This is a genomic window from Marinobacter sediminum (assembly GCF_023657445.1).
In the GTDB taxonomy this organism is placed as follows: Bacteria; Pseudomonadota; Gammaproteobacteria; order Pseudomonadales; family Oleiphilaceae; genus Marinobacter; species Marinobacter sediminum_A.
In genome coordinates, this window is the sequence record NZ_JAGTWY010000001.1 from 452551 (window position 1) to 478180 (window position 25630).

At 57.3% G+C, this 25630-nt stretch carries 33 protein-coding genes; 19 read left to right on the forward strand and 14 right to left on the reverse strand.

Translation table 11 applies throughout. The features are described from left to right. Positions 1-127: 127 nt before the first annotated feature. Together KFJ24_RS02210 and KFJ24_RS02215 are read left to right on the forward strand one after the other, a co-directional pair. Entirely contained in the window at positions 128-973 is an 846-nt protein-coding gene (locus KFJ24_RS02210) for a crotonase/enoyl-CoA hydratase family protein (protein WP_250832534.1), read from the forward strand. After that, entirely contained in the window at positions 974-1573 is a 600-nt protein-coding gene (locus KFJ24_RS02215) for a CPBP family intramembrane glutamic endopeptidase (RefSeq protein ID WP_250829462.1), read from the forward strand. Here KFJ24_RS02215 and KFJ24_RS02220 read toward each other — a convergent pair. Genes KFJ24_RS02220 through KFJ24_RS02235 form a run of 4 tightly spaced genes read right to left on the reverse strand, consistent with a single transcriptional unit; the run spans position 1564 to position 3841 of the window. Beyond that, on the reverse strand, positions 1564-1983 hold the full coding sequence (locus KFJ24_RS02220; protein ID WP_250829463.1) for a DUF2721 domain-containing protein: 420 nt from the start codon (positions 1981-1983) through the stop codon (positions 1564-1566). The two genes, KFJ24_RS02215 and KFJ24_RS02220, sit on opposite strands and share 10 nt — an antisense overlap. A gap of 36 nt (positions 1984-2019) precedes the next feature. Further along, a complete protein-coding gene (locus KFJ24_RS02225; protein ID WP_250829464.1) occupies positions 2020-2373 on the reverse strand; it encodes a gamma-glutamylcyclotransferase family protein in 354 nt (117 codons plus the stop codon). Between the two features lie 7 nt (positions 2374-2380). After that, entirely contained in the window at positions 2381-2950 is a 570-nt protein-coding gene (locus KFJ24_RS02230; RefSeq protein ID WP_250829465.1) for an NnrU family protein, read from the reverse strand. A gap of 18 nt (positions 2951-2968) precedes the next feature. Beyond that, complete coding sequence (locus KFJ24_RS02235; RefSeq protein WP_250829466.1) at positions 2969-3841, reverse strand: LysR family transcriptional regulator ArgP; 873 nt, start codon at positions 3839-3841, stop codon at positions 2969-2971. A gap of 88 nt (positions 3842-3929) precedes the next feature. Between KFJ24_RS02235 and KFJ24_RS02240 the strand changes: the two genes are divergently transcribed. Beyond that, a complete protein-coding gene (locus KFJ24_RS02240) occupies positions 3930-4535 on the forward strand; it encodes a LysE/ArgO family amino acid transporter (RefSeq protein ID WP_250829467.1) in 606 nt (201 codons plus the stop codon). Between the two features lie 26 nt (positions 4536-4561). Here the strand turns inward: KFJ24_RS02240 and KFJ24_RS02245 are convergent, their stop codons facing one another. Continuing rightward, entirely contained in the window at positions 4562-5059 is a 498-nt protein-coding gene (locus KFJ24_RS02245; protein WP_250829468.1) for a C40 family peptidase, read from the reverse strand. Positions 5060-5175: 116 nt separating this feature from the next. Between KFJ24_RS02245 and KFJ24_RS02250 the strand changes: the two genes are divergently transcribed. The 3 genes from KFJ24_RS02250 to KFJ24_RS02260 all read left to right on the forward strand — a co-directional run bounded on the left by KFJ24_RS02250 (position 5176) and on the right by KFJ24_RS02260 (position 7712). After that, on the forward strand, positions 5176-7074 hold the full coding sequence (locus KFJ24_RS02250; RefSeq protein WP_250829469.1) for an intermembrane phospholipid transport protein YdbH family protein: 1899 nt from the start codon (positions 5176-5178) through the stop codon (positions 7072-7074). 81 nt (positions 7075-7155) lie between these two features. Beyond that, on the forward strand, positions 7156-7338 hold the full coding sequence (locus KFJ24_RS02255; protein ID WP_250832535.1) for a YnbE family lipoprotein: 183 nt from the start codon (positions 7156-7158) through the stop codon (positions 7336-7338). Positions 7339-7367: 29 nt separating this feature from the next. Then, the gene (locus KFJ24_RS02260; protein ID WP_250829470.1) at positions 7368-7712 is read left to right on the forward strand and encodes a YdbL family protein; all 345 of its coding nucleotides are present in this window, start codon (positions 7368-7370) and stop codon (positions 7710-7712) included. Positions 7713-7721: 9 nt separating this feature from the next. On the opposite strand, the gene KFJ24_RS02265 is transcribed toward KFJ24_RS02260, so the two are convergent. After that, positions 7722-8390 carry an SOS response-associated peptidase gene (locus KFJ24_RS02265; protein ID WP_250829471.1) on the reverse strand — a complete coding sequence of 223 codons (669 nt, stop codon included), beginning with the start codon at positions 8388-8390 and terminating at the stop codon, positions 7722-7724. Positions 8391-8445: 55 nt separating this feature from the next. Between KFJ24_RS02265 and arfB the strand changes: the two genes are divergently transcribed. Then, positions 8446-8859 carry an alternative ribosome rescue aminoacyl-tRNA hydrolase ArfB gene (gene arfB, locus KFJ24_RS02270; RefSeq protein WP_250829472.1) on the forward strand — a complete coding sequence of 138 codons (414 nt, stop codon included), beginning with the start codon at positions 8446-8448 and terminating at the stop codon, positions 8857-8859. Here the strand turns inward: arfB and KFJ24_RS02275 are convergent. Then, positions 8850-9926, reverse strand: a complete 1077-nt coding sequence (locus KFJ24_RS02275; RefSeq protein ID WP_250829473.1) for an alpha/beta hydrolase — start codon at positions 9924-9926, stop codon at positions 8850-8852. The two genes, arfB and KFJ24_RS02275, sit on opposite strands and share 10 nt — an antisense overlap. A gap of 109 nt (positions 9927-10035) precedes the next feature. On the opposite strand from KFJ24_RS02275, the gene KFJ24_RS02280 reads away from it, so the two are divergent. The 4 genes from KFJ24_RS02280 to thpR all read left to right on the forward strand — a co-directional run bounded on the left by KFJ24_RS02280 (position 10036) and on the right by thpR (position 12541). Further along, entirely contained in the window at positions 10036-10353 is a 318-nt protein-coding gene (locus KFJ24_RS02280; protein WP_250829474.1) for a DUF2007 domain-containing protein, read from the forward strand. A gap of 111 nt (positions 10354-10464) precedes the next feature. Beyond that, on the forward strand, positions 10465-11157 hold the full coding sequence (locus tag KFJ24_RS02285) for an SDR family oxidoreductase (RefSeq protein ID WP_250829475.1): 693 nt from the start codon (positions 10465-10467) through the stop codon (positions 11155-11157). A 51-nt stretch (positions 11158-11208) separates the two neighbouring features. Further along, the gene (locus KFJ24_RS02290; RefSeq protein ID WP_250829476.1) at positions 11209-11967 is read left to right on the forward strand and encodes an SDR family oxidoreductase; all 759 of its coding nucleotides are present in this window, start codon (positions 11209-11211) and stop codon (positions 11965-11967) included. A gap of 4 nt (positions 11968-11971) precedes the next feature. Beyond that, positions 11972-12541 (forward strand): RNA 2',3'-cyclic phosphodiesterase, encoded by a 570-nt coding sequence (thpR, locus tag KFJ24_RS02295; protein ID WP_250829477.1) that lies wholly within the window; start codon positions 11972-11974, stop codon positions 12539-12541. Here the strand turns inward: thpR and rluF are convergent. Next, on the reverse strand, positions 12538-13470 hold the full coding sequence (gene rluF / locus KFJ24_RS02300; protein ID WP_250829478.1) for a 23S rRNA pseudouridine(2604) synthase RluF: 933 nt from the start codon (positions 13468-13470) through the stop codon (positions 12538-12540). The genes thpR and rluF overlap by 4 nt on opposite strands. 138 nt (positions 13471-13608) lie before the next feature. Here rluF and KFJ24_RS02305 point away from each other — a divergent pair, with 138 nt between their 5' ends. The 5 genes from KFJ24_RS02305 (at position 13609) to KFJ24_RS02325 (ending at position 17158) form a co-directional block, all read left to right on the forward strand. Then, the gene (locus KFJ24_RS02305) at positions 13609-14001 is read left to right on the forward strand and encodes a hypothetical protein (RefSeq protein WP_250829479.1); all 393 of its coding nucleotides are present in this window, start codon (positions 13609-13611) and stop codon (positions 13999-14001) included. Positions 14002-14018: 17 nt separating this feature from the next. Beyond that, positions 14019-14627: an ABC transporter ATP-binding protein gene (locus KFJ24_RS02310; protein ID WP_250829480.1), complete on the forward strand. Its 609-nt coding sequence runs from the start codon at positions 14019-14021 to the stop codon at positions 14625-14627. Next, entirely contained in the window at positions 14614-15420 is an 807-nt protein-coding gene (locus tag KFJ24_RS02315; protein ID WP_350455585.1) for an ABC transporter permease, read from the forward strand. The genes KFJ24_RS02310 and KFJ24_RS02315 overlap by 14 nt, the downstream gene beginning before the upstream one ends. 69 nt (positions 15421-15489) lie before the next feature. Further along, positions 15490-16464, forward strand: coding sequence for a CobW family GTP-binding protein (locus KFJ24_RS02320; protein ID WP_250829482.1), 975 nt, complete (start codon positions 15490-15492; stop codon positions 16462-16464). Between the two features lie 142 nt (positions 16465-16606). Next, positions 16607-17158 (forward strand): class I SAM-dependent methyltransferase, encoded by a 552-nt coding sequence (locus KFJ24_RS02325; RefSeq protein ID WP_284709243.1) that lies wholly within the window; start codon positions 16607-16609, stop codon positions 17156-17158. Here the strand turns inward: KFJ24_RS02325 and KFJ24_RS02330 are convergent. From KFJ24_RS02330 to KFJ24_RS02345, 4 genes are all read right to left on the reverse strand, one after another. Then, on the reverse strand, positions 17100-18140 hold the full coding sequence (locus KFJ24_RS02330) for a PA2778 family cysteine peptidase (RefSeq protein ID WP_250829484.1): 1041 nt from the start codon (positions 18138-18140) through the stop codon (positions 17100-17102). The two genes, KFJ24_RS02325 and KFJ24_RS02330, sit on opposite strands and share 59 nt — an antisense overlap. Beyond that, on the reverse strand, positions 18141-18542 hold the full coding sequence (locus KFJ24_RS02335; RefSeq protein ID WP_250829485.1) for a PA2779 family protein: 402 nt from the start codon (positions 18540-18542) through the stop codon (positions 18141-18143). 74 nt (positions 18543-18616) lie between these two features. Next, entirely contained in the window at positions 18617-19681 is a 1065-nt protein-coding gene (locus tag KFJ24_RS02340) for a carboxysome shell carbonic anhydrase (protein WP_250829486.1), read from the reverse strand. 20 nt (positions 19682-19701) lie between these two features. Beyond that, a complete protein-coding gene (locus KFJ24_RS02345; protein WP_250829487.1) occupies positions 19702-21147 on the reverse strand; it encodes a phospholipase D-like domain-containing protein in 1446 nt (481 codons plus the stop codon). 158 nt (positions 21148-21305) lie between these two features. Here KFJ24_RS02345 and KFJ24_RS02350 point away from each other — a divergent pair, with 158 nt between their 5' ends. Genes KFJ24_RS02350 through KFJ24_RS02360 form a run of 3 tightly spaced genes read left to right on the forward strand, consistent with a single transcriptional unit; the run spans position 21306 to position 24060 of the window. Beyond that, entirely contained in the window at positions 21306-22955 is a 1650-nt protein-coding gene (locus KFJ24_RS02350; protein ID WP_250829488.1) for a serine/threonine-protein kinase, read from the forward strand. Beyond that, positions 22955-23695: a Stp1/IreP family PP2C-type Ser/Thr phosphatase gene (locus KFJ24_RS02355; protein WP_250829489.1), complete on the forward strand. Its 741-nt coding sequence runs from the start codon at positions 22955-22957 to the stop codon at positions 23693-23695. The genes KFJ24_RS02350 and KFJ24_RS02355 overlap by 1 nt, the downstream gene beginning before the upstream one ends. A gap of 14 nt (positions 23696-23709) precedes the next feature. After that, the gene (locus KFJ24_RS02360; RefSeq protein WP_250829490.1) at positions 23710-24060 is read left to right on the forward strand and encodes an FHA domain-containing protein; all 351 of its coding nucleotides are present in this window, start codon (positions 23710-23712) and stop codon (positions 24058-24060) included. A gap of 21 nt (positions 24061-24081) precedes the next feature. On the opposite strand, the gene KFJ24_RS02365 is transcribed toward KFJ24_RS02360, so the two are convergent. Both KFJ24_RS02365 and KFJ24_RS02370 read right to left on the reverse strand, forming a co-directional pair. Continuing rightward, complete coding sequence (locus tag KFJ24_RS02365; protein WP_250829491.1) at positions 24082-24828, reverse strand: glutamine amidotransferase; 747 nt, start codon at positions 24826-24828, stop codon at positions 24082-24084. Positions 24829-24855: 27 nt separating this feature from the next. Next, positions 24856-25587 (reverse strand): YebC/PmpR family DNA-binding transcriptional regulator, encoded by a 732-nt coding sequence (locus tag KFJ24_RS02370; protein ID WP_250829492.1) that lies wholly within the window; start codon positions 25585-25587, stop codon positions 24856-24858. Positions 25588-25630 lie beyond the last annotated feature (43 nt).

The following is a 25630-nucleotide window of genomic DNA, read 5'->3' on the forward strand; positions in this document are numbered from 1 at the left end:
TCTCTTGCTGGACACTGTCTGCTCCCGGGCCGCATCGCCGGACTGTCCCGTCATTTCCGATTCGGTGTCATTTTCCGTATGCTTCTCCAGAACAAGAGACGATCAAAGGAGTTTTGTCTTGTCTAACCTGCCCACCTATCAAAGCTTTTCGGTAGAAATCACGGATTTCATTGCCCATGTCCAGTTCAGTCGCCCGGAAGCGATGAACACCATGAACAAGGCATTCTGGCTGGAACTGCCAAAATGCATGCAGGACATTGAGGCCTATACCGACGCCAGGGTCATCGTGATTTCCAGCACCGGCAAGCACTTCTCGGCCGGTATGGACCTGGGCGTATTCAGCGATCCGAAAGCGGTTCCGATGAGTGGCGATCCCGGCCGCATGGCAGAAAATCTTCGTCGTGTGGTACTGCAGCTGCAGGACACACTGACCTCGCTTGAAAAGATTCGCCTGCCGGTGCTGGCCGCCATTCACGGTGGCTGTATTGGTGGTGCTCTGGATCTGGTGTGCGCCGCGGACAGCCGTTACTGCACCGAGGACGCCTACTTCACCATCAAGGAAACCGAGTTGGGCATGACGGCCGACGTTGGCACGCTGCAGCGTTTGCCGAAGTTGATGCCGGAAGGTGTGGTTCGGGAACTGGCATATACCGGCCGCAAGTTCTCTGCCAACGAAGCGCAGAATCTTGGCTTCGTGAATGCTGTCTACGAGGATCAGGAGGCTATGCTGGCGGCTGTGATGGGCATTGCCGGTCAGATTGCGGCCAATGCACCATTGGCGGTAACTGGCTGCAAGGAGATGCTGAATTACAGCCGGGACCACTCAGTGGAGGACAGTCTGAAGTACATGGCGACCTGGCAGGCGGGGATGTTCCGTCCCGGTGACATGATGAAATCCTTCCAGGCCAAGGCCCAGAAGAAAACGCCCGAATACGATGACCTGTTCCCGGTGAAGGGACTGTTCGAGTCGTAAATGGCCGCTGCCGAATCCCGTTCCGGCATTTCCTCCCGTGCTGCCCTGGTATTTCAGGGCGGCATTGGTGTGTTTGGGCTGATTGCCATTGTCCTGTTCGATATACCGGTTCAAAACGGCGGGGTGTCTTTTTCACAGGCGCTGGCTTACGGATGCGTTGGTGCGTTTGGTACCTATGGGCTGTTGCTCCTGATGGCCCGTATCCCAGGCATTTTCCCTGACGACCTGGAGCGACAGATGCGAGGGCTGCATCGGTTTGCTTCCAGCTTTGGCTGGCCCGTATTGGTGGCTTTGTCCATCTTTGCCGGGGTTGGCGAGGAGCTTCTTTTTCGGGGCGCTGTTCAGGGCTGGCTGACGGGGGTGACCGGTGAGCTGGCTGCTGTTGTGGTGTCCTCTGTGCTTTTTGGGGCGGTGCACTACCTTTCTTTCGCCTACTTCCTGGTAGCAACAGGCCTCGGTCTTTTGCTGGGCTCAGCCTATGCACTCTCCGACAGCATTGCGCTGGTCATGATCTGGCACGCCGTGTACGACATGGTTGCGCTATTCTGTCTGCTTCGTTTTCCCCACTGGTTTGGTGTCCGGCGCTCAGATCAGTCCTGATCGATATCTTCCCGCAGTGCCCGTTTCCTCGCTTCAAAGCTGGCCAGTTCCACATTGATGGCATTTGTGGATATCTGTATTTCGTACAGGGAGAAAAGCAGCGACAAAGACAGCAGCACCAGACTGGTTCCGAACGCGATAATGCCGGGCAATTCCGTCCCCAGGAACAGCAGGAACATGGATACGGTGCAGACAAAGAAACTCATAACCCCGAACGCCTGCATGCGCTTTGTCAGCACGATGCGTTTTCGAAGCATGCTGATCTGGCGAGCGATCAGTGCGTGGTCTTCTTCGGTATCCATCTGTCTGAGCTGCCGGATAAGCTGTGCCAGAACCAGGAACCGGTTGGTGTAGGCCAGCAGCAGTAACGAAATAGCCGGGAATAGCAGGGCAGGGGTCGTAAGATCCAAAGTCGGGTCCTTGTCTTGTTCGATGGGAGCGCAGGGTTACCAGGTTCCGGAACTAATGCGCTGTTGGTGCTGAACCGGCCTGTTATATATATAGACCCACGCGGGCCCGTGCTTCGTCGCCATCCTCTTGCGCAGGTAAAGACTGTCACCGGGCGCAGCCGGAAAGTAGTCCTCCAGTATATCGAGCTCGGTGAGGATCTGGTCGTTGACGGCGTACACTTCCACCAGAACCCCCTCTGAGGGCTTCGCCAGGGCACCGGGGTACGGGCCCAGATTGAACAGGGTCAGCCCACTCAGAGAGTCCTCGCCAATAAACCTGGCACCCTTCAACAGATGGCTGTTGTTGTGACCCCGCTTGAGGGTGCCGTAGACCGCGACCATATGCTTCATAAAGCGATCAGACCGGCGCAACGCCAATCAGCCACTGGTGAGCCCAGAGCACCGTGATGACATAAAGTATCAGCCCTCCCACGACGGCGATGAGGTCGTTGGCCTTGCCAGCCGGAAGGGTTGCTATTGCCCTGGGTGTGCGGCGCTTGAGGGAGATGCGGTCAACCACGGCCCAGGCCAGGAATGAGCCGAAGAGAATCAGGTCATGCAACATCCCGTTGGCCAGTAAATGCGCCAGGGCCCAAAGCTTTACCGCAACCAGCATAGGATGCTTCAGTCTGGCTTTGATGCGGCCGGGGAGATAGGTTGCAAGCAGCAGAGGAAACACCGGAATCAATAACAGCATGGCCAGGTGTCGTAGCCCGCCCGGAGGGGTGTAGACAAGCGTAGGGTCCATTCTGGCAGCACCGTAACCCATCACGATCAGCACCAGGCCGACCAGGGAAATAACGGAGTAGATTCCTTTGAAAGCAGCCTCTCCAAGCGATCCATGCAATCTGTTTCGTAGCGGTTCGTTGATAATCGATAGCGAGTGAAGGCCAAGAAACAGAATCAGACCAGCGATCAGCGTAGCCATTCCCATAAGCTCCTTTGTTCAGGTAAATGTGTTTGCGGACGTCAGCGTCTGGGTCATGCGATCCATAATGCCCCCGCCATGGCGCCAGAAGTGCCAGTATAGCTGGACTTGCAGCGACTGCCTGGGCCCAATGTTAACCAGTTTCCCGGCCTGCACTTCGTCGCGCGCCTGCAGCTCGGGAATCATGCCATACCCCATGCCGGCCAGTGCCAGTTTTACAAAACCTTCGGAGGAAGGGCAAAGGTGGTAGGGCACACTGCCATGGTAGCCGCATTGGGCAAGAAAGCGATGCTGCAGCTGGTCGTGCGGTCCGAACACGATAGCCGGAGCCGTTTCCAGGTTGGTCTCATTAAAGCCATCGGGGAAATGACGGCGGACATAGTCCGGTGTTGCCAGGGGCAGATAGGTCATGCTGCCCAAAGGCACACAACGTGCTCCCGCAACAGGGTGAGGGCTGCTGCACAGGCAGGCTGCGACATCGCCCTCCCGCATGCGGCGCAGGCCGATGTCCTGATCTTCGATCACCATATCGAGTAACAGCGATTCCTCACGGCAAAACCGGCTGATAGCGCTCGCCCACCAGGTGGCCAGGCTGTCAGCGTTGAGGGCAATACGGAGTCTTGCCGCCGGTTCTGAAAGCGAGGGAATGGATTGCGACAGATCCCGCTCCAGCAACTGAACCTGCTGTACGTGGTTCAGAAGCCGCTGGCCGGCGAGTGTTGCCTTGATGGTGGGGCTGCGAACCAGTACAGGCTGGCCCAGCCTGATCTCGAGCGTCCGTATTCTCTGGGATACGGCGGACTGAGTAAGACCGAGCGCAGCTCCCGCCCGTTCAAAACCGCCACACTCGATGACGGTGGCCAACGCTTCCAGCAGTTTGTAGTCAAGCATTAGAAAATCTTATGTAGCATTATCAGTATGAATTTCCAGTATAGACGGAAATCGATATGCTGCCGTCATCAAATCAGGAGGTTTCATCGTGCTCGAGAGTTATCTGACAGGTCTGGTTGTTTGCGGTGGCATCATTGTGGCTATTGGTGCCCAGAATGCTTATATCCTGAGCCAGGCCATTCGTCGTGAACATCACTGGTGGTCCGCGGGCCTGTGTATGGTGGCGGATATTACCCTGTTCACCCTGGGAATGTTTGGCGTGAGCGCGGCCCTGATGGCGATGCCGGAGGCGCTGGATATTCTGCGCTGGCTGGGGGTTGCCTTTCTGGGGTGGCTGGCGATTCAGGCGTTCTTTCGGGCCAGTCGGGGCAGGGCGGCGCTTGAGGCCGGTGAGATCACAAAGCGCAGTCTCAAGGGGGTATTGTTCACCACACTGGCGGTGACGCTGCTGAACCCGCAAGTGTACCTGGATACCCTGTTGCTGATTCCTGCGATCGGTGCGCAGCAGGAAAATGCCACCACGTTTGTGGCCGGGGCCAGCAGTGCCTCAATACTCTGGTTCGGGCTGGTTGCCTGGGGTGGTTCTGCGCTGGCACCCATCCTCTCCCGCCCGCTGGCCTGGCGTATCATTGATGGCGTAATTGGACTTATGATGGCGGGAATAGCGCTTCAACTGGCGTTCGGAGGGCTTTGATTGCGATCCGTTGCAAGGAGCCGCTTCTACTCGAAGCGGCGTGCCTCAGTAAAGCGGTCTCTCCAGTAGTAGCCATCCAGCTCTGAAAGCGTAACGCCCGCAGACGTGGACGCATGGATGAAACGGTCATCGCCCATGTAGATACCCGCATGCTGTTCCTTGCCCCGGATCCGGAAAAACACCAGATCGCCCGGTTGTACGCTGGCTGGGGCAATCACCTTTCCATATTTGAGCATCTGGGAGGTCGTTCGGGGCACCTGCTTGCCAAGGCCCTCACGGTAAGCGGTCATAATGAACCCGGAACAGTCAAAACCTTGCGCCGAGGTGCCACCGTATTCATAAGGCGCGCCCTGATAGCGCTCAAAAACCTGCCATAGCCGCTGGGTCGATTCCGAAGACTGTGATGGGTCAACCGCCGAAAACCGGTTATCGCCTGCGGTTTGCAGGTTTGTGGTACTGGCACAGCCTCCGAGTGCCAAAGCCAGCATCGTTAACAAGAGAGACTGTTTGAGCAATGCTGCCATACTGGAACTCCGGGAAGTTGATCCTGTATAAACTTTATTACTGATTGGACCGGATGTCAGGTTACGGCTTGTGTGACTTTGGCAATTCCTGATTACTGAGCAACCTGGAGAGCTCAATGTCTAGCAAAATCCGCCGGCTGTTTGTCTGGTCTGTGGTCATTCTCCTGGCAGTTCTTCTGGTGTGCGGCCTTTATGCCCGTAAGGCCTGGGAGGAGTGGAAGGCAGCGCAGGCGATCCAGCAGTTCGATTGGCAGGGCGTCAGGCTTTCTCTGGACGGTATCCATGCAGAGGCATTCTCATTGGTCCGGTCTGACGGGGCACAGCGATTTTCTGTCGAGGGCGACGGGTTTGCTCTGGGTTGGAGCCTTTGGCATCTGGCGCTCTCCAATGTCCGGGTCGAACGACTCGATGTTGAGATCCCGTCCTGGCCGGTTGCGCAGGCGACAACGGAAACAGGAAGTCCGTTGAATCTGCCAGATCAGCTGCCCTCGTGGCTCCCCGATCGCATTGCCATCAGGCACTTTAGTGCCAGCTTGCCAGATAAGGTTCAGGTCCGTGGCAATCTGGTGCTCAGTCTCGCCGCGAACCCGGAGCAATGGCATCTGGAAACCGATGAAACGTGGATTGAGGCTGCTCTGCCAGACATCCACCAGGCAGGCTGGACTTTCCGGGGCGTTAACGCCCGGGTGGGACTTGCCGGCTCGGCCGGATTCGACCAGCTCACCCTGGATGTGCTTCCGGATTCAGTGCTCCATGTTGACCGCCTCGATGGCCCCCGCGCGGGCGAAAACATCTGGCTTGGTCAGGTAGATGCCGCTGCGGACGGACTTCGCCTCGAAGCAACCTACAGCCTCACCGACCGCAATCTGCTGACACTGGCGTATGAAGGTCCTCTGACTCTGGCCGCCCGGTCGTTACATCATCCGAATCTACAACCACAATTCTGGAATTTTAAGGGCCTGGTCGACGGCAACCTCCGTCAGGTCGACCTCAGAGGGGCGGTGGCCGGTGAGGCTGGCGTTACCTCGGATGTATCAGTTCTCTGGCCTGTAGCTGGCGTGCCTGTTATTTCGGCGACGCTGGATATGGCGGGAGAGAAAGCCGGAAAGGCCTTTGCCGAAACACTGACCCCCTGGCCGTCCGGCCTTGAGATCAGTGAAGGGCAGCTCAACTTGCAGGCCGAAGTGCGTTTGCCTGGCGCAACGCCTGTGGCCGAGGCGAAGGTCCGTGCGAAAGGGGTGTCAGGCATTCTGGACCGCATGGCATGGACCGGACTTAATGGCCAGCTGGATGTTCAGTACGGGGATAAAATGGTTGTCCGGACATCCGATCTCAGGCTGGAACGGTTGAATCCTGGCATCGCCATGGGCCCCCTCGTCGTTAGTGGCCGTTACGAGGCGTCTCGTGAAGCGCCGTTCGCAGGTACCGTGTCGGTGATAAAGGGGCACGCGGGATTTCTCGGTGGTGAGCTTCGGGTGAAGCCCGGGGAGTGGAGGGTGACCGATTTGCCCGCCAGGGTAACGGTTTGGCTGAATGATGTTCAGGTTGGCCGCTTGATGAAGGTATATCCGGCAGAGGGGTTGGATGGCAGTGGGACGCTAGAGGGGGAGGTTCCGCTGCTAATCAGCATGGATGGTGTGCGGGTTGCCGGTGGCGTGATCAATGCCGCTTCACCGGGCGGCATGCTGAAATTCCCGGCGGGTCGTTTGCAGGCGTTGGCACAGAATAACGACACCATGAAACTGGTGGTTCTGGCCCTTCAAAACTTTAACTATGACCGGCTGCGTAGCACGATAGACTATGATCAGGATGGAACCCTGAGCCTGGGACTTCGGCTGGAGGGAAGCAATCCTGACGTTCGGGATGGCCACCCCATGGTGGTTAACATCAATTTCGAGGAAGACATCCCGGCGTTACTGACCAGTCTGCAGCTGAGCGGGCGGGTGAACGAAGCGGTAACTGAAAAGGTCCGGAACCTGATGAAAAAGCGTGAGGCCGGCAAGACCGGACAATAGTGCCGGACAGATGATCGGCGGAATCGAACAGGGGTAAATCACATGACAGGATACAGCCGGGGGCTTGGTACAGCGGGCGTGATGCGGAAGCTTGTCGCTATTGCCGTTATCCCGTTACTGGCCGCAGCCTGCACACCAACCGTGCAAATGGCGGCTCCGAAGGAACCCATAACCGTGAACCTGAACGTCAAGATTCAACATGAAATCTACGTGAAGGTCGATAAGGAAGTGGACGAGCTATTCAGCGATAAAGGCCTGTTCTGATGGCCCGGACGGACAATAGGGAGCAGATTATGAGATCAGTCACTAAATTCGGCGCTCTCCTGCTGGCGCTGTGTCTCAGCTTGCCGGCACTGGCCATGAGCCTTGATGAGGCAAAAGAGCAGCTGGATTCTGCCAAGCAGCAGGGCCTGGTGGGTGAGACACCCTCAGGCTATCTGGCCGTGGTTCAGGCGGATGGCAATGCCAGGGCAATCGTTGATGCCATCAATGAAGCGCGACGCAGCGAGTACAGTCGCATTGCCGGTAAACACGGCATTCCTGTCGGGGAAGTCGAGGTGGTCGCAGGCAAGAAAGCCGTCGAAAAAACGCCGGCCGGTCAGTTCATTCGCGTCGGTGATAAGTGGGTCAGGAAATAAATTATCGGGTTATACCTTGTTGATCAGCGTTGGCGTATTGTGCCTCGGATTATTGACTTCCGTTGACACCGGGAATTGCTGAAGCTGCTCTGCCGCGAACCGATGGGTGGCTGCACGAATGCTGTCGCGGTCCGTCAGGCCGGGATCGAGCCAGCGCTGGAAACAGGATGGGGCAAGAACAACCGGCTGGCGGTCATGAATGTGCTTTAGTGGCTCGCCGGCGGGCTCGGTAATAATCGCGCAGGCCGTGGTTTCGTCGCCCTCCATGGGCGTCCAGAGTCCGGCAAAGAAGATCACAGGGTGCTTTTGGGGATCAGCCGGGGTGACATAGTGGGGTTCTTTGCCCTGTTCAGTCTGTTTCCATTCGAACCAGCCATTTGCGGGAATCAGGCAGCGGTGATGCGCGAAGGCCTCGCGGAAGTACTTCGAGGTAGCAACGCTTTCGGCCCTGGCATTGATCGGGGAAGGGGCCTTGTCACCGGCCCAAACGGGGCGGAAACCCCAGTGCGAATGCGCCAGTATGGGGGTGCCGGCCATACTCGTGCGGATCATGGGAATGCCGATGCCCGGAGTGATGTTGTAGCTGGGCTCAAAGTGACCATCCACCTCCAGGCCCTCGGGGAAGTAATCGAGAATGAGGGTTTCTGGAGGCGTGTAGAAGGTGAATCGTCCGCACATGGTTGTCCGCCGTATTGTCGAAGCCTGACGGCTCCGGATTTGTTACCCTTGCAGGATGCTGAAATTATCCAATGCTGTTGAACTTGCCGACTGGGAACTTGAAATCACCCAGATTCGCGCTCAGGGAGCTGGTGGCCAGAACGTCAATAAGGTCGCCTCAGCCGTCCATCTGCGATTCGATATCCTGAATTCCAGCCTTCCTCCGTTTTACAAGGAACGGCTGATGTCGCTGAATGATCAGCGTATCAGCAAGGAGGGCGTGATTATTATCAAAGCACAATCTTTCCGGACTTTGGAGCTCAATAAGGAAGATGCCCTCGAGCGTCTGAAAGAGTTGATACAGGAAGCAGTGAAGCCGCAGAAAGCGCGCCGCCCGACGAAACCATCCCGTTCGGCCCAGCGCAAGCGCGTGGACCGCAAGACCAAAAAGGGCAAAACCAAGGCTCTGCGCGGCAAGGTTCAGATCTGAGCGGTTTGCTGTTCCCCGCTCTTTGATTCAACCCTTTTCAGAAACGACTCGATGTCCTGATACGCTTCTTCCGCCTCTGGGAGCAGCGGGCCGAAGATCTGCCAGACGTGCACCATGCCAGGCCAGGTATGCAGCTCCACGGGCGAGCCTTCGGCTTGTGCCTTGGAGGCATAGCGACGAGCGTTATCCAGCAGCATTTCGGAATCACTGGCCTGAATGAGGGTTGGCGGCAGATTTCGCAGATCGCCCCGAAGCGGTGACGCGACGGCACTGGCGGGAGAAACCCGCATTGCTGCAAACGTTACCCACCAGATGATGGGCAGGGGGATCTTGGAGAGCCCGCCGAACACGGGGCCAAGCAAGGGGTCTGTTGAAATGTTGTTCCGGTTGCTGGGTGCGGTCAGGGTCATGTCTGTGGAAGGCGAAAAGGCGATCGCCGCGTCCGCCTGGCGTATCCGGTTGTCCCGAATCCAGGCCAGCAGTCCCAGAGTGTGACTGCCGCCGGCCGAATCTCCGGCAACTACCATGAAGTCAGCGTTTTCCTGCCCCTCTGGTCCATGCTCCAGCAACCAGGTATAGGCCTTCCGGCAATCACGGATGCCATCCATGTAGCGGTGTTCCGGCATCAGCCGGTAATCGACCGCAAACACGGCGGCATTGGCTATGTGGGAAAACCGATCGGTTATTGCCCGGTGGCTCCGCGGGCTTCCGGCAGCCCATGCGCCACCGTGGATGTAGAGAATGCGTCGTCGGGTATCCGCTCCGGGAGCAATGACCCATTCGCCGCGCGGCTCCTCACAGTGACGAAAATCCGAGCTCAGCTCCAGCCCCTCACTCAATCCGTCCATGTGATGGCGAAGTGCCATCAGGCGGGCCTTGCCTTTCAGGCCCCGTGAACTCATGCCAAGTTCGCGAATCTTACCAAGGACTTCCCTGTTGGCATCGCTGGGGACACCATCCCGAACCGGGTGGTCCTCATGGTCAAGGTGTGACAGGTCTTCCAGGCGGAAGATCACCAGTGTGGCGGCAATGATCAATAAAATTACGGCTAACAGAATCCAGAGCATGGGCGGCCCATATCAGATTGGCCCCTGTATGCGGGGCGAACTATGCTTCAGATGATACCTGTTGATAACGACGGGTACTGCCCTCAAAGATCACAGAAGGAGCAGGGCGATGCAAATTGCATATCGGGCTCGTGATATTACCGAGGCACATATTGTTGCCGGGCTGCTCGGAGCCAATGGTATTGAGGCTCACGTGGGTGGTCACTATCTGCAAGGCGCCATGGGTGAGATAGGTGCGGCCGGTTTCACTAATGTCCATGTGGACGACGAAGACCTCTACCGGGCCAGGGAGCTGGTGCGGGAGTACGAAGCGGGGGGCCGGGCCGTGGCTGCGTCTGACGACGACGAAGACAAGCCAGACTTCTACGCTCGCTGGTTTCTTCTGGCGCTTGCAGTTGTGGCGGTTTTGCTGCTGAACCTTTACTGAACCCGGTTGGTCCGGCTTGTCCGGGCAAGGGGTTTAGTCGTATCCGATTGATCGGCTGCTACTGTGCGGCCGTAGTCCTGTGCACATTTTACCGTTTTGGAGAATAAAGTTATGGCAGATCAGCCGGTTATGCTTATTACAGGAGCTTCCTCAGGAATTGGTGCTGCGACGGCAAGAGCCGCATCTCGCCAGGGGTATCGTCTGGTGCTGGCGGCACGCTCCGAAGACAAGCTCAAGGGGCTGCAGCAGGAACTCGGTGGTGAGGCAAAGGTGCTTACCGTCCAATGTGATGTTCAGAGCGGCGACGATCAGAAAGCCATGGTTGATCAGGCTCTGAAAACATTTGGCCGTATTGATGCAGTGTTTGCCAACGCCGGACGCGGCGGTGAGCCCGGAGGTTTCAGCAAGGCCGATCCGGAGGTGTGGAAGGATATGCTCCTCACCAATATCTACGGGGTGGGCCTGACCATACAGCATTGCCTGCCGGCACTGCGTGAAAGCAAGGGGCAGTTGCTGCTGACCGGTTCTGCTGCTGGCAGGGTGACGATTCCGGGGTCGATGTACAGTGCGAGCAAATGGGCAGTTTCTGCCATCGGTTATGGAGTTCGTGAAGAGCTTCGTGGGTCCGGAATCCGGGTCACCCTGATTGAACCGGGTATGGTGGACACGCCTTTCTTCGACAAGCCGCCGGCCCATGCACTGAAGCCGGAGGACATTGCAGAAGCCGTGATGTATGCGGTCTCCCAGCCCGCCCATGTGGACGTGAACGAAATCCTGGTTCGACCGACACCGTCTGTCGATTGATACCTGTTCGGTTGGGTTTTGACGCAGACCAGATTTTTTCAGGAGACAATTTTGAGCCAGTCTGAACGTGTTGCCCTTGTGACCGGTGGAGCAAAAGGTATCGGCCGGGGCATCGTGCTGTATCTTGCCAATGAGGGCTGGAAGGTGGCCTTCTGCGACCGGGATGAGCTCATCGGTGAGCAACTGGTAGAAACCGGAGCAGGGAAACTCTGTTTCCTTCCAGGGGATGTTGCCAGTGAACCCGATGTTGAACGCATGGTTGATGAAACCGTGCAGTGGGGTGGCAGGCTAGATGCAGTGATCAACAACGCCGGCATTGCCGATCCGGAAACCGGTCCTGTTGAGAGCCTGAGCCTGGAACAATGGCAGCGGCGCCTGGACGTGAACCTGACAGGCCCGTTCCTTGTCACCAAACACTGTATACCCCATCTTCGGAAAACAAACGGCGCTATCGTCAACATAGCGTCCACTCGCGCGCTGCAATCGGAGCCGGATACGGAAGCCTATGCAGCCACCAAAGGTGGTGTTGTGGCGCTGACCCATGCTCTGGCCATGAGCCTGGGGCCGGCGATTCGAGTGAACTGTATCAGTCCTGGCTGGATTGATACCCGCGCGTTTCAGGGCCATGCAGACGAAGTGCCGCCGCTTTCGGAAACCGATCATCATCAGCATCCTGCGGGTCGTGTTGGCCAGCCGGAGGACATTGCCTCGCTGGTGGACTATCTGATTTCGCCAAAAGCTTCGTTTATTACCGGTCAGAACTTCGTGGTAGACGGAGGCATGGTCCGGAAGATGATCTACGAGGAATAGGGTGATGCCACGGTTGTTCTTTGGTGTGGAGATACCAGCATCGGTGAAAAAGCGCCTGGAGCAGGTCAAGGCGCCAATCGAGGGGGCAAAGTGGCAAAGCACCAACCAGCTGCATCTGACGCTGTTGTTTCTGGGCCAGGTGAAACCGGAGCAGGTCCCGGCTATTTGCGAGGCCGCCCGTAACCTGCCTGTTCCAGGGTTTGACCTGTCCATCGATGGCGTGGGTTGTTTCGGGAAGCCGGAGTTACCGCATAACCTCTGGGCGGACGTCGATCCCGTTGCGCCCGTAGCGGCCATCCATAAAGCTCTGAATCAGCGGCTCGAACCTGAAGGCTTCCCGATGGAATCGCGCCCGTTCAAGCCTCATGTGACCCTCGCCCGTTTCAGGAAACAACGAGGCTCTGCCAGGGAACTGCTGGCAAGCCACAGGCACGATCAGTTCGGCCAGTTCCCGGTTCATGAGTGTGTGTTGTATGAAAGCACACAGGGAGCCGGAGGATCCGTTTACACGGTGGTTGAGCGGTTTCCGTTATCGGGCTGCCCTGGCGGGGAGCGGTGCTCCACAGGGCATTAGCGCTTGGTGCTGCGCTGACGCTGCTTTTTCGGCTTTTGCCGTGCTGCCGGCTTTGAGCCTGCTTTGCCGTGGGTTTTGCCAGAGGGTTTGCCCGGTGGTTTGTTGCCTGCGCCGGGCTTGCGCGGTTTCCCGGCCGGACGTTTACCGGAGGGGGTTCCTGAAGGCTTGGGTTTGCGGACCTGCTTTTTCGTACCGGGAGGGGCTTCCGAAGAGGAATCCTTGATGGCATCGAACAGCACAGTGAGTTCCTTGCTGGTCAGATCCCGCCACTGGCCGACCGGTAAACCACCAAGGCTTATGTTCATGATCCGGGTGCGCTCCAGCTTGGTCACGTCGTAGCCGAAATGCTCGCACATCCTGCGAATCTGTCGGTTCAGGCCCTGAACCAGGATGATCCGGAACACGAAACGGGATTCCTGCTGTACTTTGCACTTCTTCGTCACAGTGCCCAGGATCGGCACGCCGTTGGCCATGCCCTGAATAAACTCTTTGGTAATGGGTTTGTCGACGGTAACCAGGTATTCCTTTTCGTGATTGTTGCCCGCCCGGAGGATTTTGTTGACCAGATCGCCATTGCTGGTCATGAAAATCAGGCCCTGGGAATCCTTGTCCAGGCGCCCAACAGGAAAAATCCGGTCACTGTGGCCCACAAAACGCTGGATGTTGTATTTCTCGGCAGTATCCGTGGTGCTGACGATGCCTACGGGCTTATTCACAGCAATAAATACCAGCTCTTCCTCTGCGCGAGGTTCGATCACCTGCCCGTTGACCTTGACGGTATCTCCCGGCATGACCTGATCACCGACGGTTGACCGCTTTCCGTTGATGTAGACGTTACCCTGCTCAATATACCGGTCGGCCTCCCGGCGTGAGCATAGACCGCTTTCGCTGATGTACTTGTTGAGGCGGGTGGAGGCGTTGCTGGTCATTGGTTATCCGGGCAGAAGGTCGGGTTTCGGGGCATGATAACAGGCTGAAAGAGCCATGACAGCAAGGGCTGGTGCTTTGCCGGCGTCTCTGCCATTCTTTGGTTTGTTCCCGATAAATTCAACAAATTCAGGGATTTCATGGAAAAGACTCGCATTACCATCGTCGCTGTTACCAGCATTGTTCTGTTCTTTCTGGCCAATTATCTGTGCCGGTTTTTGTTTGGATTGACCGGCGTGGGCGTCTCACTGCTGATTGCTGCGCTGATTGCAGCCTATATGGGGTTTTCGGTTGCCCGCACACTGGAACGGGCCCCCATGCCGGAGGAACGGTCACGTGCGCTCTGGATTTACGGCGGTTTCCTTGGGGCGCTGTTTGTCGCCTTCGGAGCCTGGGTATTTCTTGATACCGGGTTTGATGCGGTGACCGCTGCTACTCTGCTGTTACATTATCTACCCTATCCGGCCCTGGCCCATGTGTTCCTGTCGGACCGGTTAATTCAGATCTTTCTCAAGAAGAACAAGCAGCCCTGAATGCCCGGGAGACAAGGTTGACAACGCTTAGGCTGGAAGACGTCTCTATTGGTACTCTGAAGAGGGTGAGCCTCTCCGTCAGTGGGGGGGACATTGTCTGCGTCTCGGGGGCTTCAGGCAGCGGAAAGAGCCGGCTGTTGAGAGCCGTTGCGGACCTTGATCCGCATGAGGGCAGCATAGCTCTTGATAGCGAATGTCAGGATGCCATGCCGGGCCATGTATGGCGGCGACAAGTCATGATGGTACCGGCGGACAGCCAGTGGTGGTTTGATGATGTCGGCTCCCATTTTGGTCCGGATGCTGAGCGGGAGGTTCCGGATGCCCTGGGCCTTGGTCCCGATGTCATGAACTGGACAGTGAGCCGTTTGTCTTCGGGCGAGCGTCAGCGACTGGCCATTCTGCGTGCGTTGTACCGGAATCCCAGGGCGTTGTTGCTGGATGAGCCGACGGCAAATCTTGATGACGAGATGACGCGAAGGGTGGAGGAGTGGCTGGTGTCGGAGATCCGGGCGCGGAATCTGGCCGTCATCTGGATTGCCCATGACAACAGCCAGATCCGGCGCGTTGCAAACCGACATTACCGGATTCATGGCGAATCGCTGGAGCAACTCGATGGAAGTCATTGATCTTGCCTGGTGGAAACTGGCACTGACCGCCGTGTTGGTTCTGGCACTGGCCGGTGTCAGCCTGGCAGCGCGGCTCGGGATTGCCCGGAGCCTGCTTATTGCCGGCATGCGCACGGTGATCCAGCTGACGTTGATCGGTCTGGTTCTGGAAGCCCTGTTTGCGTCCTCGGAACTCTACTGGATTGCCTTGATGGCAACCGTGATGCTTCTGGTGGCCGGCCGGGAGGTCATGGCACGCCAGCAGCGGCGACTGCGAGGCTTCTGGTCCTTCGGTATTGGCACCGGGGCGATGTTCTTCTCCTCATTTACCGTAACCGTACTCACGCTGACTGTGGTGATTGGTCCAACGCCCTGGTATGAGCCCCAGTACGCCATTCCTCTGCTGGGCATGATGCTGGGTAACACCATGACGGGCGTTGCCCTGAGCCTCGACCGTCTGACCGAATCTGTCTGGAGTCAGCGAGCCGTTATAGAGAATCGACTGATGCTTGGAGAGCCCTGGCGCGATGCCCTGGAGGACATCCGAAGGCACGCCATGAGAAGCGGGATGATGCCCTCCATCAATGCCATGGCCGCTGCCGGTATCGTCAGCCTGCCCGGCATGATGACCGGTCAGATCCTTGCCGGCAGTCCGCCCGCGGTTGCGGTGAAATACCAGATTCTGGTGATGTTGACGATCACCGTGGGTACCGGCTTCGGCACACTGATTGCTGTCTCCTGGGGCAGTCGCCGCATGTTCGATGACCGTGAGAGATTGCGGCTCGACCGGCTGGTGAAGCAAAAGGGTCGTTGATACCGCGTTGCTTTCGATTAAGTGTTATATGATAACGCTGGATTCATCCCGACCGGCCATGAGCGCGACATGAAACAACCTATTCCAACCAATCTGATTCTCGGCTTCCTCGGTGTTGGTAAAACTACGGCCATTCTCGATTTGCTGAAAAGCAAGCCGGAGGGAGAGGTCTGGGCCGTGCTGGTGAATGAATTCGGTGACGTCGGCATTGACGGGGCCATGCTGCAAACCGAAGGCGCCTTCGTAAAGGAGGTCCCGGGAGGATGCATGTGTTGCGTGGCGGGTCTGCCCATGCAGGTTGGCCTGAACCAGCTGATTCAAAAGGCGAGGCCGGACAGGCTGATTATCGAACCGACCGGGCTTGGGCATCCCTCGCAGATTCTGGAGACTCTGACCGGCGAACACTACGCCGATGTGCTGGAACTGGGACCGGTCATTACCCTGGTGGATCCTCGCAAGCTGGAAGATCGTCGGGTTCTGGAGAATGTTCAGTTCCGTGACCAGGTTGCCGCCGCCGATATCCTGGTGGCTAACAAGACCGATCTTTGCTCAACCGAACAACTGAGCCATTTTGAGCACTGGGCCAGACATCTGGAGCCGGAAAAATGCACCGTGTTTCAAACCTGCCACGGACATTTAAGGCCGGAGTGGCTCAGTGGCAACACCGCACTGCCAGATGTTTCAACGCCCGATGCACACCATCACCACCACGATCACGAGCCGGTAGTTCCAGAATCTGTTGAGGACCGTCCATGGCAGATCGCGGAAAACGCTGGCCAGGGATTTTTCAGTGTTGGCTGGCGCGTTCGCCCTGATAAGGTTCTGGACGAGAATGCACTGCTTGCGATGGCCATGGATAGCCGTTTCGTTCGGTTCAAGGCTGTTGTGCATACCACGCAAGGATGGCGGGTGATAAACGCCGTGGATGGCGCCTTGTCGGTGACGGAAGCGGAACCCCGTGAGCAGTCCCGGGTAGAAGTGATCAGCCCTGAACCGGTGGACGCTTCCGGGCTGGACCGGCAATTGCGTCAGGCGGTCCGGTAATCCGGGATACGACCATCAAACGTTCGTCAGGTTGGGGGTGTAAGTGAGCGATTGCCCGGTGTGTGAAAAGGCACAGCTAACAGGCTTCGCTGTGGTTAAGGACCAGCGCTACCTGCGTTGTCCGGAGTGCGAAGCCACGGTGATGGAAGCCTCATCCCGGTTGTCGGAGGCACAGGAACGAGCGGTTTACGAATACCATGAAAACGAGAGCGGTGATCCTGGCTACCGCCGGTTTTTGTCCAAACTGGCGGAGCCGCTTCTGCAGCGACTACCTGCCGGGGCATCGGGGCTCGACTTCGGGTGTGGGCCGGGTCCGGCACTGGCCGGAATGTTTCGAGAAGCCGGTATGGCCATGGAGTTGTTCGACCCGTTCTTTTATCCGGCAACCGATGCGCTGGAGCGTCAGTATGATTTCGTGACCTGTACCGAAGTACTGGAGCATTTGCACCGGCCTGCGGGGGTTTTCAGGCAACTGGATGATCTGCTCCGGCCAGGGGGGTGGCTTGGAGTCATGACCTGCTTCCAGACTGACGACGCCCGGTTTGCCAACTGGCATTACCGTCGTGACCCGACCCATGTGGTGTTTTACCGTGAATACACACTGTCGGTCATTGCCCGCCAAATGGGCTGGGAGCTCACCGTTCCTGTAAAAGATGTGGCTCTGTTCCGGAAGGTGCCGGGTCTGTCTCGTTAATGCGGACCGGGCATTCAGGTACACGGCAGCTTGAAGCCCCGGCTTTTGGATTTGTGGACTTCAGAAGCTTTCCGAAGCGCTCAGGTGCAAGGGCCGACGCACAACGCTGGGCCTTTTGCGCTTCCTCACCGCAGCCCATCTGGCCCAGGGTGTGGGCCAGGTTGTTCCAGCCTTCAGCCGCTTTCGGAAAGTTGGTGACCATGCGGGCAAAATTGTCAGCCGCTTGTTGCAGATTGTTCCGTGCGTACGCAATGTTGCCCTGCCCGAGGATGGCGGCCGGTTGGTCGGGCCAACGATGCTCGGCTGTCTCATAGGCTTTCATCGCTGCACCAGTACGCCCGGTGGTTTCAAGATCGCTCGCCGAGGCCAGAAATTTCAGGGGTTTCGCAGTCGCAGGCAACTGATCCGGTGGCAGCATAACCACCGCCCAGTTTTCCGAGCGTGCCCAGGTATTAGTGAACACTTCAACGCTGGTTTCATGACGTTCGCGGGTATCGGTGTGCAGAATCACGGTGCCCTTTTGTGCATCGAAGCCAATTACCACCGCAAAGTGCCACTGGGGCCACCAGTCGAAGAGCAGGTTCTGCATGACCAGCACAGGGTGTCCGTCAGATACTTCCCGTAGCAGGCTCTCGAAACTTCCATCCAGTGGGTAGACGAGCATTCCATGTGCCCGTCCCGCAGCAACCATCTCCACCTGCAGTGAGCCTTCCCGACCAGGAATATAGACCAGCTCCTTGAGTACTTCCGGATTGGTATCCAGTCCCTGACTGTTGAGCATCATGGCCAGTGAGGCCGGGCCACATTGATAGCGTTCCTGGGGATAAAACGGTATCCCCTGGAGCACGGTTCGCTGTTGTAGGGGGGCGCCCTCATCTTCCGACGAGGGCCATTGTGGGGTAGACGCGCAGCCGGCAAGCAGCAAGACCAGTATCAGGCTGGCGAGACGGCCGGCCGACTTGAGCTGAACAGGTAAATGCACTTACCGGAGACAGTTCACGAACGGAAAGACGTTGGTCGCGCAAAGCATGTCGGTAATAATGAACACCAGCAGGAATAGCACAATGATGCCTACAACATCCTGGCCTGCAGGGGCTTCTGCCAGTTGCTGCTCAAAACTGGCCAGTTCTTGTGGAGTGAGGCTCTGGATTCGGTCTTTTACCTGATCCTGGCTCACGCCCATTTCAACCAGCTTGTCCTGGACTTCCTGTTTATCCAACATGCTCAGCAATTGCTGACGGTCCAGCTGAACCTGTTGTTCGCTGATCATTTCGCCAGTGCCCACCATGGCGGCGGTCGCAGTGGAGGACCAGACAGACCCAACGGTCAATAGAATGGCCAGAAGGAAAGAGACGTTTTTCAGGTGCTTTCTGATACCGGACATTTCATGCTCCTGTTATTAAAGGTATGCATCAAACAGTAGAGCACAGAACTATATATATTCAACATACAAAACTGTCATCCATTTCGGAGTTCCAGGCGTCGTTCAGACCAGTTCAGGATTGCCGACCGGGTGATCATTTTTCCGGCCAGCTCCGGAAAGGACTCGCGTATGACACTCCCGGCGAAGCCGGACAGGAAGTCGGACTTGAGTGCTGCCCGGGCTTTCTGCGCTCCGGGTTCCTGGTAGGGCGAAGAGGACAGTAGAAGGAAACCGTCGTCCGGAATCCTGCCACAGTCCATGTTGTTCTGGATGATACCGGCGGCCTGACGGATCGGGTGTGAGAGGTCGGGGCTGTAGGGCCCGATAATCAATGCGACGTTGGGTACGTGTAGAAAATCGAAGCCACGGCCAAGGCAGATCACCCATTCCCGGTGTTCGATGTTCAGTTCCCGGTCACTGTCCCGAATTTCCGCAATGTGGCGGATATTGCCCTGAACCAGGGGCAGCAAATCACGACGCACGGGGGAGGGCATGTCAGGGCAAAGTGCGGCGATCTCTGCGGCAACATCGTTCAGCCGGCTGACGGGAAAGTTCGCCAGATCCAGGCGTTGTTCCCGGGAACCGTGCAGTATCAGGGCGTCCTCGTCTGTCTCGAAGCCGCATACCAGCGGATAAACGGTCTGGTGCCCCGAGCCGAACAGATGTTCCATCTGGTGTTGAATCTGAAAGGCGTGGTCCATGGCAGCTTGCCTGTCGCAGGAGAAACCGGCGCAGCCTCGTTCCCGGGCACCTTTGGAATAGTGGTAAGTGATGATGACAAGCACTCGCCGGCCCTGGCTTACCGCTTCCTGAACGGTATCGGCAAGCATGTCACCAAGGTAGGGCCAGCCAAGCTCGAAGATGCCGCCAAGGTTGCGGAAGGGATGGATTACCCCCAGCGGGGTCTGGGTGGCAAAGGGAAGGTGAATGCGCCCGTCCATGCACTTCATGGCGATAATCAGAGTGTTGTGTTCCGCCAGATACCGTTGCCGGGCTAGATGGTTTTCCGGGCTGCAGAAACTGACGGAGTGTGAGTGACTGAGTTGCGTAAGCCAGTCAATTCGTTCGCCGATCGGTCTCGCATGGACGGGAGTCGTCATGCCGGTTGTCCTCCGGTGATTCAGAATGTGGAAAGCCCGGTGGCCTCCATGATGCGATAGCGCCAGTACCGGAATCGGGACTCGTCTGCCCAGGCTTCATACGGCAGACTCATCACCGGGTCGTCATCCGGGCCCAGCCGCCATTGCTGGTTAAAAAAACGGGTCGCCTTGTCCGCGATGGGAGAATCTTCTTTGACGGACACCGAGACGTTGGTTTCGAGATTCAGATCATCCAGATTACGACGGGTAAAATTGGCTGAGCCCAGCAGAATCCTGGTATGGCCTTTTTCCGGGCGCAGCATCAGGAGTTTACTGTGGCATTGTTCGCCCTGGGTATTACACCAACGTACAGGCACGCCGGCTTTATGCAGCTCCATGGCAACCTGTCGGTTTGGGATCCCGCTTTTGCTGTGGCCAAAAGCTTCGCTATTGGCATCCAGTAAAACCCGCAGTGCGGCACCGCGACCTGCTGCTGCGAGCAACGCTTCCACAACTTTGCGGTGGGACAGGTAAAAGACAGCAAGGTCCAGCCTGTCCCCGGTGCTGGCGGCATTTATCATGGTTAGTGCCGCGTCGAGAATGGCGGATTCTGTGAGAACGGCCACCTGTTCGCTGCTTTCGTGGTCTATACGGGCGTTCCTGTCCTCACGGCTGAGCCAGGCGTCGATCATCGATGTTTCGGCACCAGACATGGCCAGAACGGCCCTTTCGCTGCGCAGCACGTCCCTGACTGCAGGGCCGGTAAAGCTCAGCCCAAGATTGCTGTGCCGACTGCTGCCGTCGTGGGGGTTGGCGGAGGTTACCAGGGCACGCATTTCCGGGCCCTCATCGACTACGAGCAATTTACGGTGGTTTGCCTTGAAATTTGGCAGCGCCAGGTAGCTTCGCAAGGTTACAGGATGGTTGCCCAGGGCGTTATCCAGCCAGCCTCCCTCCGGATTGTTGCCGAACCACTGGCAACAAACCCGCCAGATTACCGACCATGCCGGGTTGCTGTCCCGGAGTGGCGGCAGGCTGGTCTCAACTACTGTTATGCCTTCCTGCCGAAGCGCTTCGAACCAGGGCGAAGTGGTGCCGCCATACATGGTGTTGAGAGGGTCGGAGATGACAACGATCTGCAGGCCTGGCCGGGCTCTCTTTCGGGAGATCAGTGCGTCGGTAAGCTGTTCTGCGAGGGGCCGGTGAACCGTGCCTTCGGGTTGGGTGCTGTTGTAGAGAAACATGTCCACAAGAACAAACTGCTCGGCCTGGCCAATCAGGCGAAAGACCTCGTCGAAGATTTCATGGTCCCTGGTTTCTGAACCGTTGTTGTAGTGTCGGGTAATGTCTGAAAGCAGTACCGGATCAACCAGAGGCGCGGCCGGACCGCGATAGCTGATACCGGGTGGTAGCGGCTTGTTCGTGTGGTATAGCCCGATCCCCACCAGTGCCAGTAATGTCAGACTGATCAATAACTTCAATGTCATTGCGACAGTTCCATCATGCTTTTTTGATTGTTGCGGCTACTATACGTGACCTTCCTCGCAGGTAAACAAACCCTTACAAAAAACCCGCTCTCGGCTGTATCGCCTTGCTCTGGCTGTTTCTAAACTAGTCAGATCAATCATTTAGAACAAAGTTGCCTGTGAATTCCATTTTTCGAATGTTCTCGCGTCTGTTCAGCCTCAGAGTACTGATCGTGTTTGCTGCGGCCCTGTTCGCTATTGCGGGGGATCGGCTTGGCTTTCTGAGCTGGGCTGACAGAGCTCTTTTCAGTGTTCTTGGCACACCTGACACTGGCAGCATTGTGGCACCGGTGGCGGTGGACTCCATGGACGCGGCATTGGCTGTCCGAGGTTTGACTGAACCCCTCTGGTCCGATCTGGCGATCAGGTCCGGTTTGATGGCGGCTGCCCTGTATCTGGTGCTTGCCGTTCCCCGTATGGGTGCTGCGGTTGCGCTTCCCGTTACGCTTTTACTGGGAGGTTCGCTGGTTGTCCTGCAGGCCGCGTTGATGTTTTATCGCAACGCGTGGCTGCCTCTCGGCGAGCCAATCACGCTCCTGGCACTCGGCTTCGTGGTGATGCTTTTCTGGCTGCAACCACATCGCCAGATAAAGGCGCTAACAGAGAATGTGCGTCATGCCCGGTTACGACTGGCCCGGCTGTTGCTGCAGCAGGGCCACCCGGATGAGGCCCTCGAGGCCTTGCTGGCCTGCCCATCCTGCGAGAACGCCCTGGAGCTTCGCTACCAGATTGCCATCCAGCAGGAGCGAAAACGCCAATATGAAAAGGCGGTCTCCACTTACCGGGGCATTCAGGAACAGCGAAAGGGCTTCCGAGACGTGACTGAACGGCTGGCAGCCTTGGAAAAACTGTCGTCCGACGCCACTGTCTTGCAGCCGGGCGGATTTGATAACACGCGTACTCTGCTGATGCCGGAGCAGTCGGTCAGCCGCCCGACGCTGGGGCGCTACGAGATTGAGCGGGAAATCGGCCGTGGTGCCATGGGTGTTGTCTACCTTGGAAAGGACCCGAAGATTGCCCGCACTGTTGCGATTAAAACCCTCAGCTATCAGGCCTTTGATGATGGCCAGTTGCAGGACCTGAAAGATCGTTTTTTCCGGGAAGCAGAAGCGGCCGGGCGGCTCAGTCATCCGTCGATTGTCACGGTTTACGATGTCGGAGAAGAGGCGGACCTGGCCTACATCGCCATGGATTACGCCCAGGGCCGGTCTCTGGGGGAGTTTGGTAAACCCGGCCGATTGCTACCGCTGCCAACCGTGCTGGATATTGTTGCCCGGGTGGCGGACGCGCTCGCCTATGCTCACAGTCAGAAGATTATTCACCGGGATATCAAACCCGGGAACATTATCTACAACCCCGATACCGGGGGTATCAAAATCACGGACTTTGGCATTGCCAAGATTTCCGATGATTCCCGTACCCGGACGGGCGCCGTTATGGGCAGCCCGCTTTACATGTCACCGGAGCAGCTCAAGGGCCAGAAGGTAACGGGCGCCTCGGACATCTACAGTCTTGGCATCACCCTGTACAAGCTGGTCAGTGGGGAGACTCCCTATCAGGGCGATACGCTTGCCAATCTGACATATCAGATCCTTAACAAGCGGCCACGCAGCGTACGTGAATTTAATGCGGAGCTTCCCAATGGGGTCGTCAGGTTGATCAACAAGGCGATCCAGCGGGAACCGGGCAAGCGTTTCGCCTCTGCCGCCAACATGGCTGAAGCCGTGCGCAGGCTGGCGGTCAGGGAAGCGAAGGAGGAGGTCTCCTGATGGCAGTTGGCGTTGCAGGCCGAAGCCACACCGGAACTGTCCGGGAAAGCAATCAGGATGTGGTTGCATGGCACGTCGCTGAGACCGGTGATTCTGCCCTGGTGATCATTGCCGACGGCATGGGCGGATATCAGGGTGGCGAAATAGCCAGCCGAATGGCGGCCGATACGATTTCGGAGTCTCTGGTCGCCGAGTTGGCCGCCACCTCGAATGACAAAATCCACGAGCGTCTCCAGGTCGCATTTTCTGTCGCCAATGAACGCATTCTGGACCGCCGGGCCTCGGAGCCGAAGCTCGACAAGATGGGCACAACCCTGGTGGTGGCCTGGATTGAAGGAAATACCGCCCACATCGCCCATGTCGGGGACTCACGGTGTTATCGGGTGAGAGATGGGGGCACAGCCTGTCTGACCCGTGACGATACCGTCGTCCAGAACATGCTGGAGGATGGCAGCATCACCGAAGCCGATGTACCGAACGTACCGTTCCGCAATGTTCTGACCCGTGCCGTCGGTGCCATGGAGCCGGTTGAGATGAGTTACCGGTGCGAGCATTTGCAGGCCGGTGACAGTCTGCTGCTGTGCTCGGACGGTTTAACCAATTCGGTCCCGGAACTGACCTGGGAACCGGTTTTGAGGGAGGCTGACAACAGGGAGGACGCAGTGCAGGTGTTGATCGATACCGCCCTGGAAAATGGGGCATCCGACAACGTATCTGTTGTTTTACTGACTTTGGATTAGCAGAGGAAACTGACATGGCATCGCTTTCACAACTGGTAGACAACGTGGTTGTAAACACGTTTGAACTGGGGCAGCCAGGAACCCGAATCGGCCGACGTGCCGATAATGACATCCGTATTGATGAGATCTCGGTGAGCGGCCAGCACGCGATGATTGAGGCCGTGCCGAATGCCTACCTGGAGGGCACCATCGACTACTACATTACCGATAACGAGAGCACCAACGGTACGTTCGTGAATGATATCCGTGTTAATGGCCGTCAGCGGCTGAACAGCAATGACATGGTGCGCGTAGGCTGGAATGAATTCCGCTTCATCGATGAGGAGGAAAATGCCCTGGAGAAAACAGCGTACATTCTTGATTGAGGATGGGGCCTCCTCGTTTGATCAGATCTTCTTCTGCAATAACAGTCCCGAGAAGCGTTCAAGCAGGCTTGAGGCTTCCGGGGCCGGCTCCACAGCCGCAATAAGCGCTTCCGGATCCAGGTCTTCGGCCGTCAGATCTGGTGCCTGTACTTTCAGATAGGCTCTCATGATCGTGTCCGAGAATTCCGGATGGAACTGAACGCCCCAGGCGGATGGCCCAACCCGGAAAGCCTGATGAGGTTCAAAACCGCCGCGACCCAGCAATACGGCGCCGGGCGGCAGTCTCAGCACTGACTGTTTATGGGTCAGCTGGGCCTTGAACTGGCCTGGAATTTCACGGAACAGGGGGTCGGAGCTGGCCTCAGGCAGCAACTCAACTGTCCGTGTGCCTGTTTCCCGACCTTTCGGGTGATAACCCACTTCGCCGCCCAGCGCATGTGCCAGAAGCTGGTGCCCGTAGCACACGCCGAGAACCGGAACCGACCTTTCAACTGCTTTGGCCAGCCACTGAGCCGTGTTTTCGCTCCAGGGGGCACGGTCGCTGACCATCGCCGGAGAGCCGGTAATTACGATGCCATCCCAGCTTTCGGGGCTGCCAGGGGATTCTCCGGACTCCACGTCGATGACGGTGAGCTCCAGCTCGGAAGACAGTCCACGAACGAACCAGTCCTCGAAATCGCCAAAATGTTCCCGGATGTCGGGGTAGGTGGTTCCCGTCTTGAGGATAACCACCCTGGTTCTTCGGTTCTGGGGGCCAGGTTCGATCAATGAAGGCTCCGTTGCTGGTGCAATGCGTTACTCGGCCTGTTCAGGCAGCTCGGCATTGTGGAAAACGTTCTGCACGTCGTCCAATTCATTCAGCATGTCGAGGAATTTCTCAAACATGGGGATATCGTCGCCTTCCACCGTAGTGGTGGTTTTGGGCAGGAACTGAATTTCATCCACCTCGAAATCAATGTCCTCGAAGGCATCCACCAGCGCCTGCCTTGCCTTGGCGTATTCAGTGTTAGGCGTGAAGACGGTGATCACCCCGCCTTCCTTCTCGATGTCGGAAACGTCAACATCCGCGTCCATCAGGGCTTCGAGCACGGCTTCTTCATCTTCGCCCTTGAAAACAAAAATCGCACTGTGGTCAAACATGTGAGCGACTGCGCCGGGCGTGCCAATTTTGGACTTGGTTTTGGTAAACGCCAGGCGGACATCGCCAAAGGTACGGTTAGGGTTATCGGTCAGGCAATCGACAATCACCATGCAGTTGCCGGGGCCATACCCCTCATAACGTGCCGGTGAGTAGTCCTCGCCAGCTCCGCCCTTCGCCTTTTCGATGGCTTTATCGATGACGTGGCTGGGCACCTGATCCTTCTTGGCGCGATCAATCAGGCCGCGAAGGGAAAGGTTGCCATCCGGATCCGTGCCGCCGGACTTGGCTGCCATGTAAATCTCTCGACCGTACTTACTGTAGACCTTGGTTTTTGCCGCAGCCGTCTTGGCCATGGATTCTTTACGGTTCTGGTAGGCTCTGCCCATTTGCGCTGCCTCTCTTTCTTTGGAAAAGGCCGGATTTTACTCA

What these genes read in the sequence shown, in the direction of transcription:
- arfB (WP_250829472.1), top strand. Translation starts at nt 8,446, where the DNA reads ATGCTGAAATTATCCAATGCTGTTGAACTTGCCGACTGGGAACTTGAA.
- KFJ24_RS02285 (WP_250829475.1), top strand. Translation starts at nt 10,465, where the DNA reads ATGGCAGATCAGCCGGTTATGCTTATTACAGGAGCTTCCTCAGGAATT.
- KFJ24_RS02315 (WP_350455585.1), top strand. Translation starts at nt 14,614, where the DNA reads ATGGAAGTCATTGATCTTGCCTGGTGGAAACTGGCACTGACCGCCGTG.
- KFJ24_RS02265 (WP_250829471.1), bottom strand. Translation starts at nt 8,390, where the DNA reads ATGTGCGGACGATTCACCTTCTACACGCCTCCAGAAACCCTCATTCTC.
- KFJ24_RS02370 (WP_250829492.1), bottom strand. Translation starts at nt 25,587, where the DNA reads ATGGGCAGAGCCTACCAGAACCGTAAAGAATCCATGGCCAAGACGGCT.
- KFJ24_RS02335 (WP_250829485.1), bottom strand. Translation starts at nt 18,542, where the DNA reads ATGTCCGGTATCAGAAAGCACCTGAAAAACGTCTCTTTCCTTCTGGCC.
- KFJ24_RS02305 (WP_250829479.1), top strand. Translation starts at nt 13,609, where the DNA reads ATGGAAAAGACTCGCATTACCATCGTCGCTGTTACCAGCATTGTTCTG.
- KFJ24_RS02225 (WP_250829464.1), bottom strand. Translation starts at nt 2,373, where the DNA reads ATGAAGCATATGGTCGCGGTCTACGGCACCCTCAAGCGGGGTCACAAC.
- thpR (WP_250829477.1), top strand. Translation starts at nt 11,972, where the DNA reads ATGCCACGGTTGTTCTTTGGTGTGGAGATACCAGCATCGGTGAAAAAG.
- KFJ24_RS02235 (WP_250829466.1), bottom strand. Translation starts at nt 3,841, where the DNA reads ATGCTTGACTACAAACTGCTGGAAGCGTTGGCCACCGTCATCGAGTGT.
- KFJ24_RS02250 (WP_250829469.1), top strand. Translation starts at nt 5,176, where the DNA reads ATGTCTAGCAAAATCCGCCGGCTGTTTGTCTGGTCTGTGGTCATTCTC.
- KFJ24_RS02320 (WP_250829482.1), top strand. Translation starts at nt 15,490, where the DNA reads ATGAAACAACCTATTCCAACCAATCTGATTCTCGGCTTCCTCGGTGTT.
- KFJ24_RS02360 (WP_250829490.1), top strand. Translation starts at nt 23,710, where the DNA reads ATGGCATCGCTTTCACAACTGGTAGACAACGTGGTTGTAAACACGTTT.
- KFJ24_RS02230 (WP_250829465.1), bottom strand. Translation starts at nt 2,950, where the DNA reads ATGGCTACGCTGATCGCTGGTCTGATTCTGTTTCTTGGCCTTCACTCG.
- KFJ24_RS02245 (WP_250829468.1), bottom strand. Translation starts at nt 5,059, where the DNA reads ATGGCAGCATTGCTCAAACAGTCTCTCTTGTTAACGATGCTGGCTTTG.
- KFJ24_RS02280 (WP_250829474.1), top strand. Translation starts at nt 10,036, where the DNA reads ATGCAAATTGCATATCGGGCTCGTGATATTACCGAGGCACATATTGTT.
- KFJ24_RS02255 (WP_250832535.1), top strand. Translation starts at nt 7,156, where the DNA reads ATGCGGAAGCTTGTCGCTATTGCCGTTATCCCGTTACTGGCCGCAGCC.
- KFJ24_RS02345 (WP_250829487.1), bottom strand. Translation starts at nt 21,147, where the DNA reads ATGACATTGAAGTTATTGATCAGTCTGACATTACTGGCACTGGTGGGG.
- KFJ24_RS02325 (WP_284709243.1), top strand. Translation starts at nt 16,607, where the DNA reads ATGGAAGCCTCATCCCGGTTGTCGGAGGCACAGGAACGAGCGGTTTAC.
- KFJ24_RS02275 (WP_250829473.1), bottom strand. Translation starts at nt 9,926, where the DNA reads ATGCTCTGGATTCTGTTAGCCGTAATTTTATTGATCATTGCCGCCACA.
- KFJ24_RS02340 (WP_250829486.1), bottom strand. Translation starts at nt 19,681, where the DNA reads ATGACGACTCCCGTCCATGCGAGACCGATCGGCGAACGAATTGACTGG.
- KFJ24_RS02215 (WP_250829462.1), top strand. Translation starts at nt 974, where the DNA reads ATGGCCGCTGCCGAATCCCGTTCCGGCATTTCCTCCCGTGCTGCCCTG.
- rluF (WP_250829478.1), bottom strand. Translation starts at nt 13,470, where the DNA reads ATGACCAGCAACGCCTCCACCCGCCTCAACAAGTACATCAGCGAAAGC.
- KFJ24_RS02260 (WP_250829470.1), top strand. Translation starts at nt 7,368, where the DNA reads ATGAGATCAGTCACTAAATTCGGCGCTCTCCTGCTGGCGCTGTGTCTC.
- KFJ24_RS02355 (WP_250829489.1), top strand. Translation starts at nt 22,955, where the DNA reads ATGGCAGTTGGCGTTGCAGGCCGAAGCCACACCGGAACTGTCCGGGAA.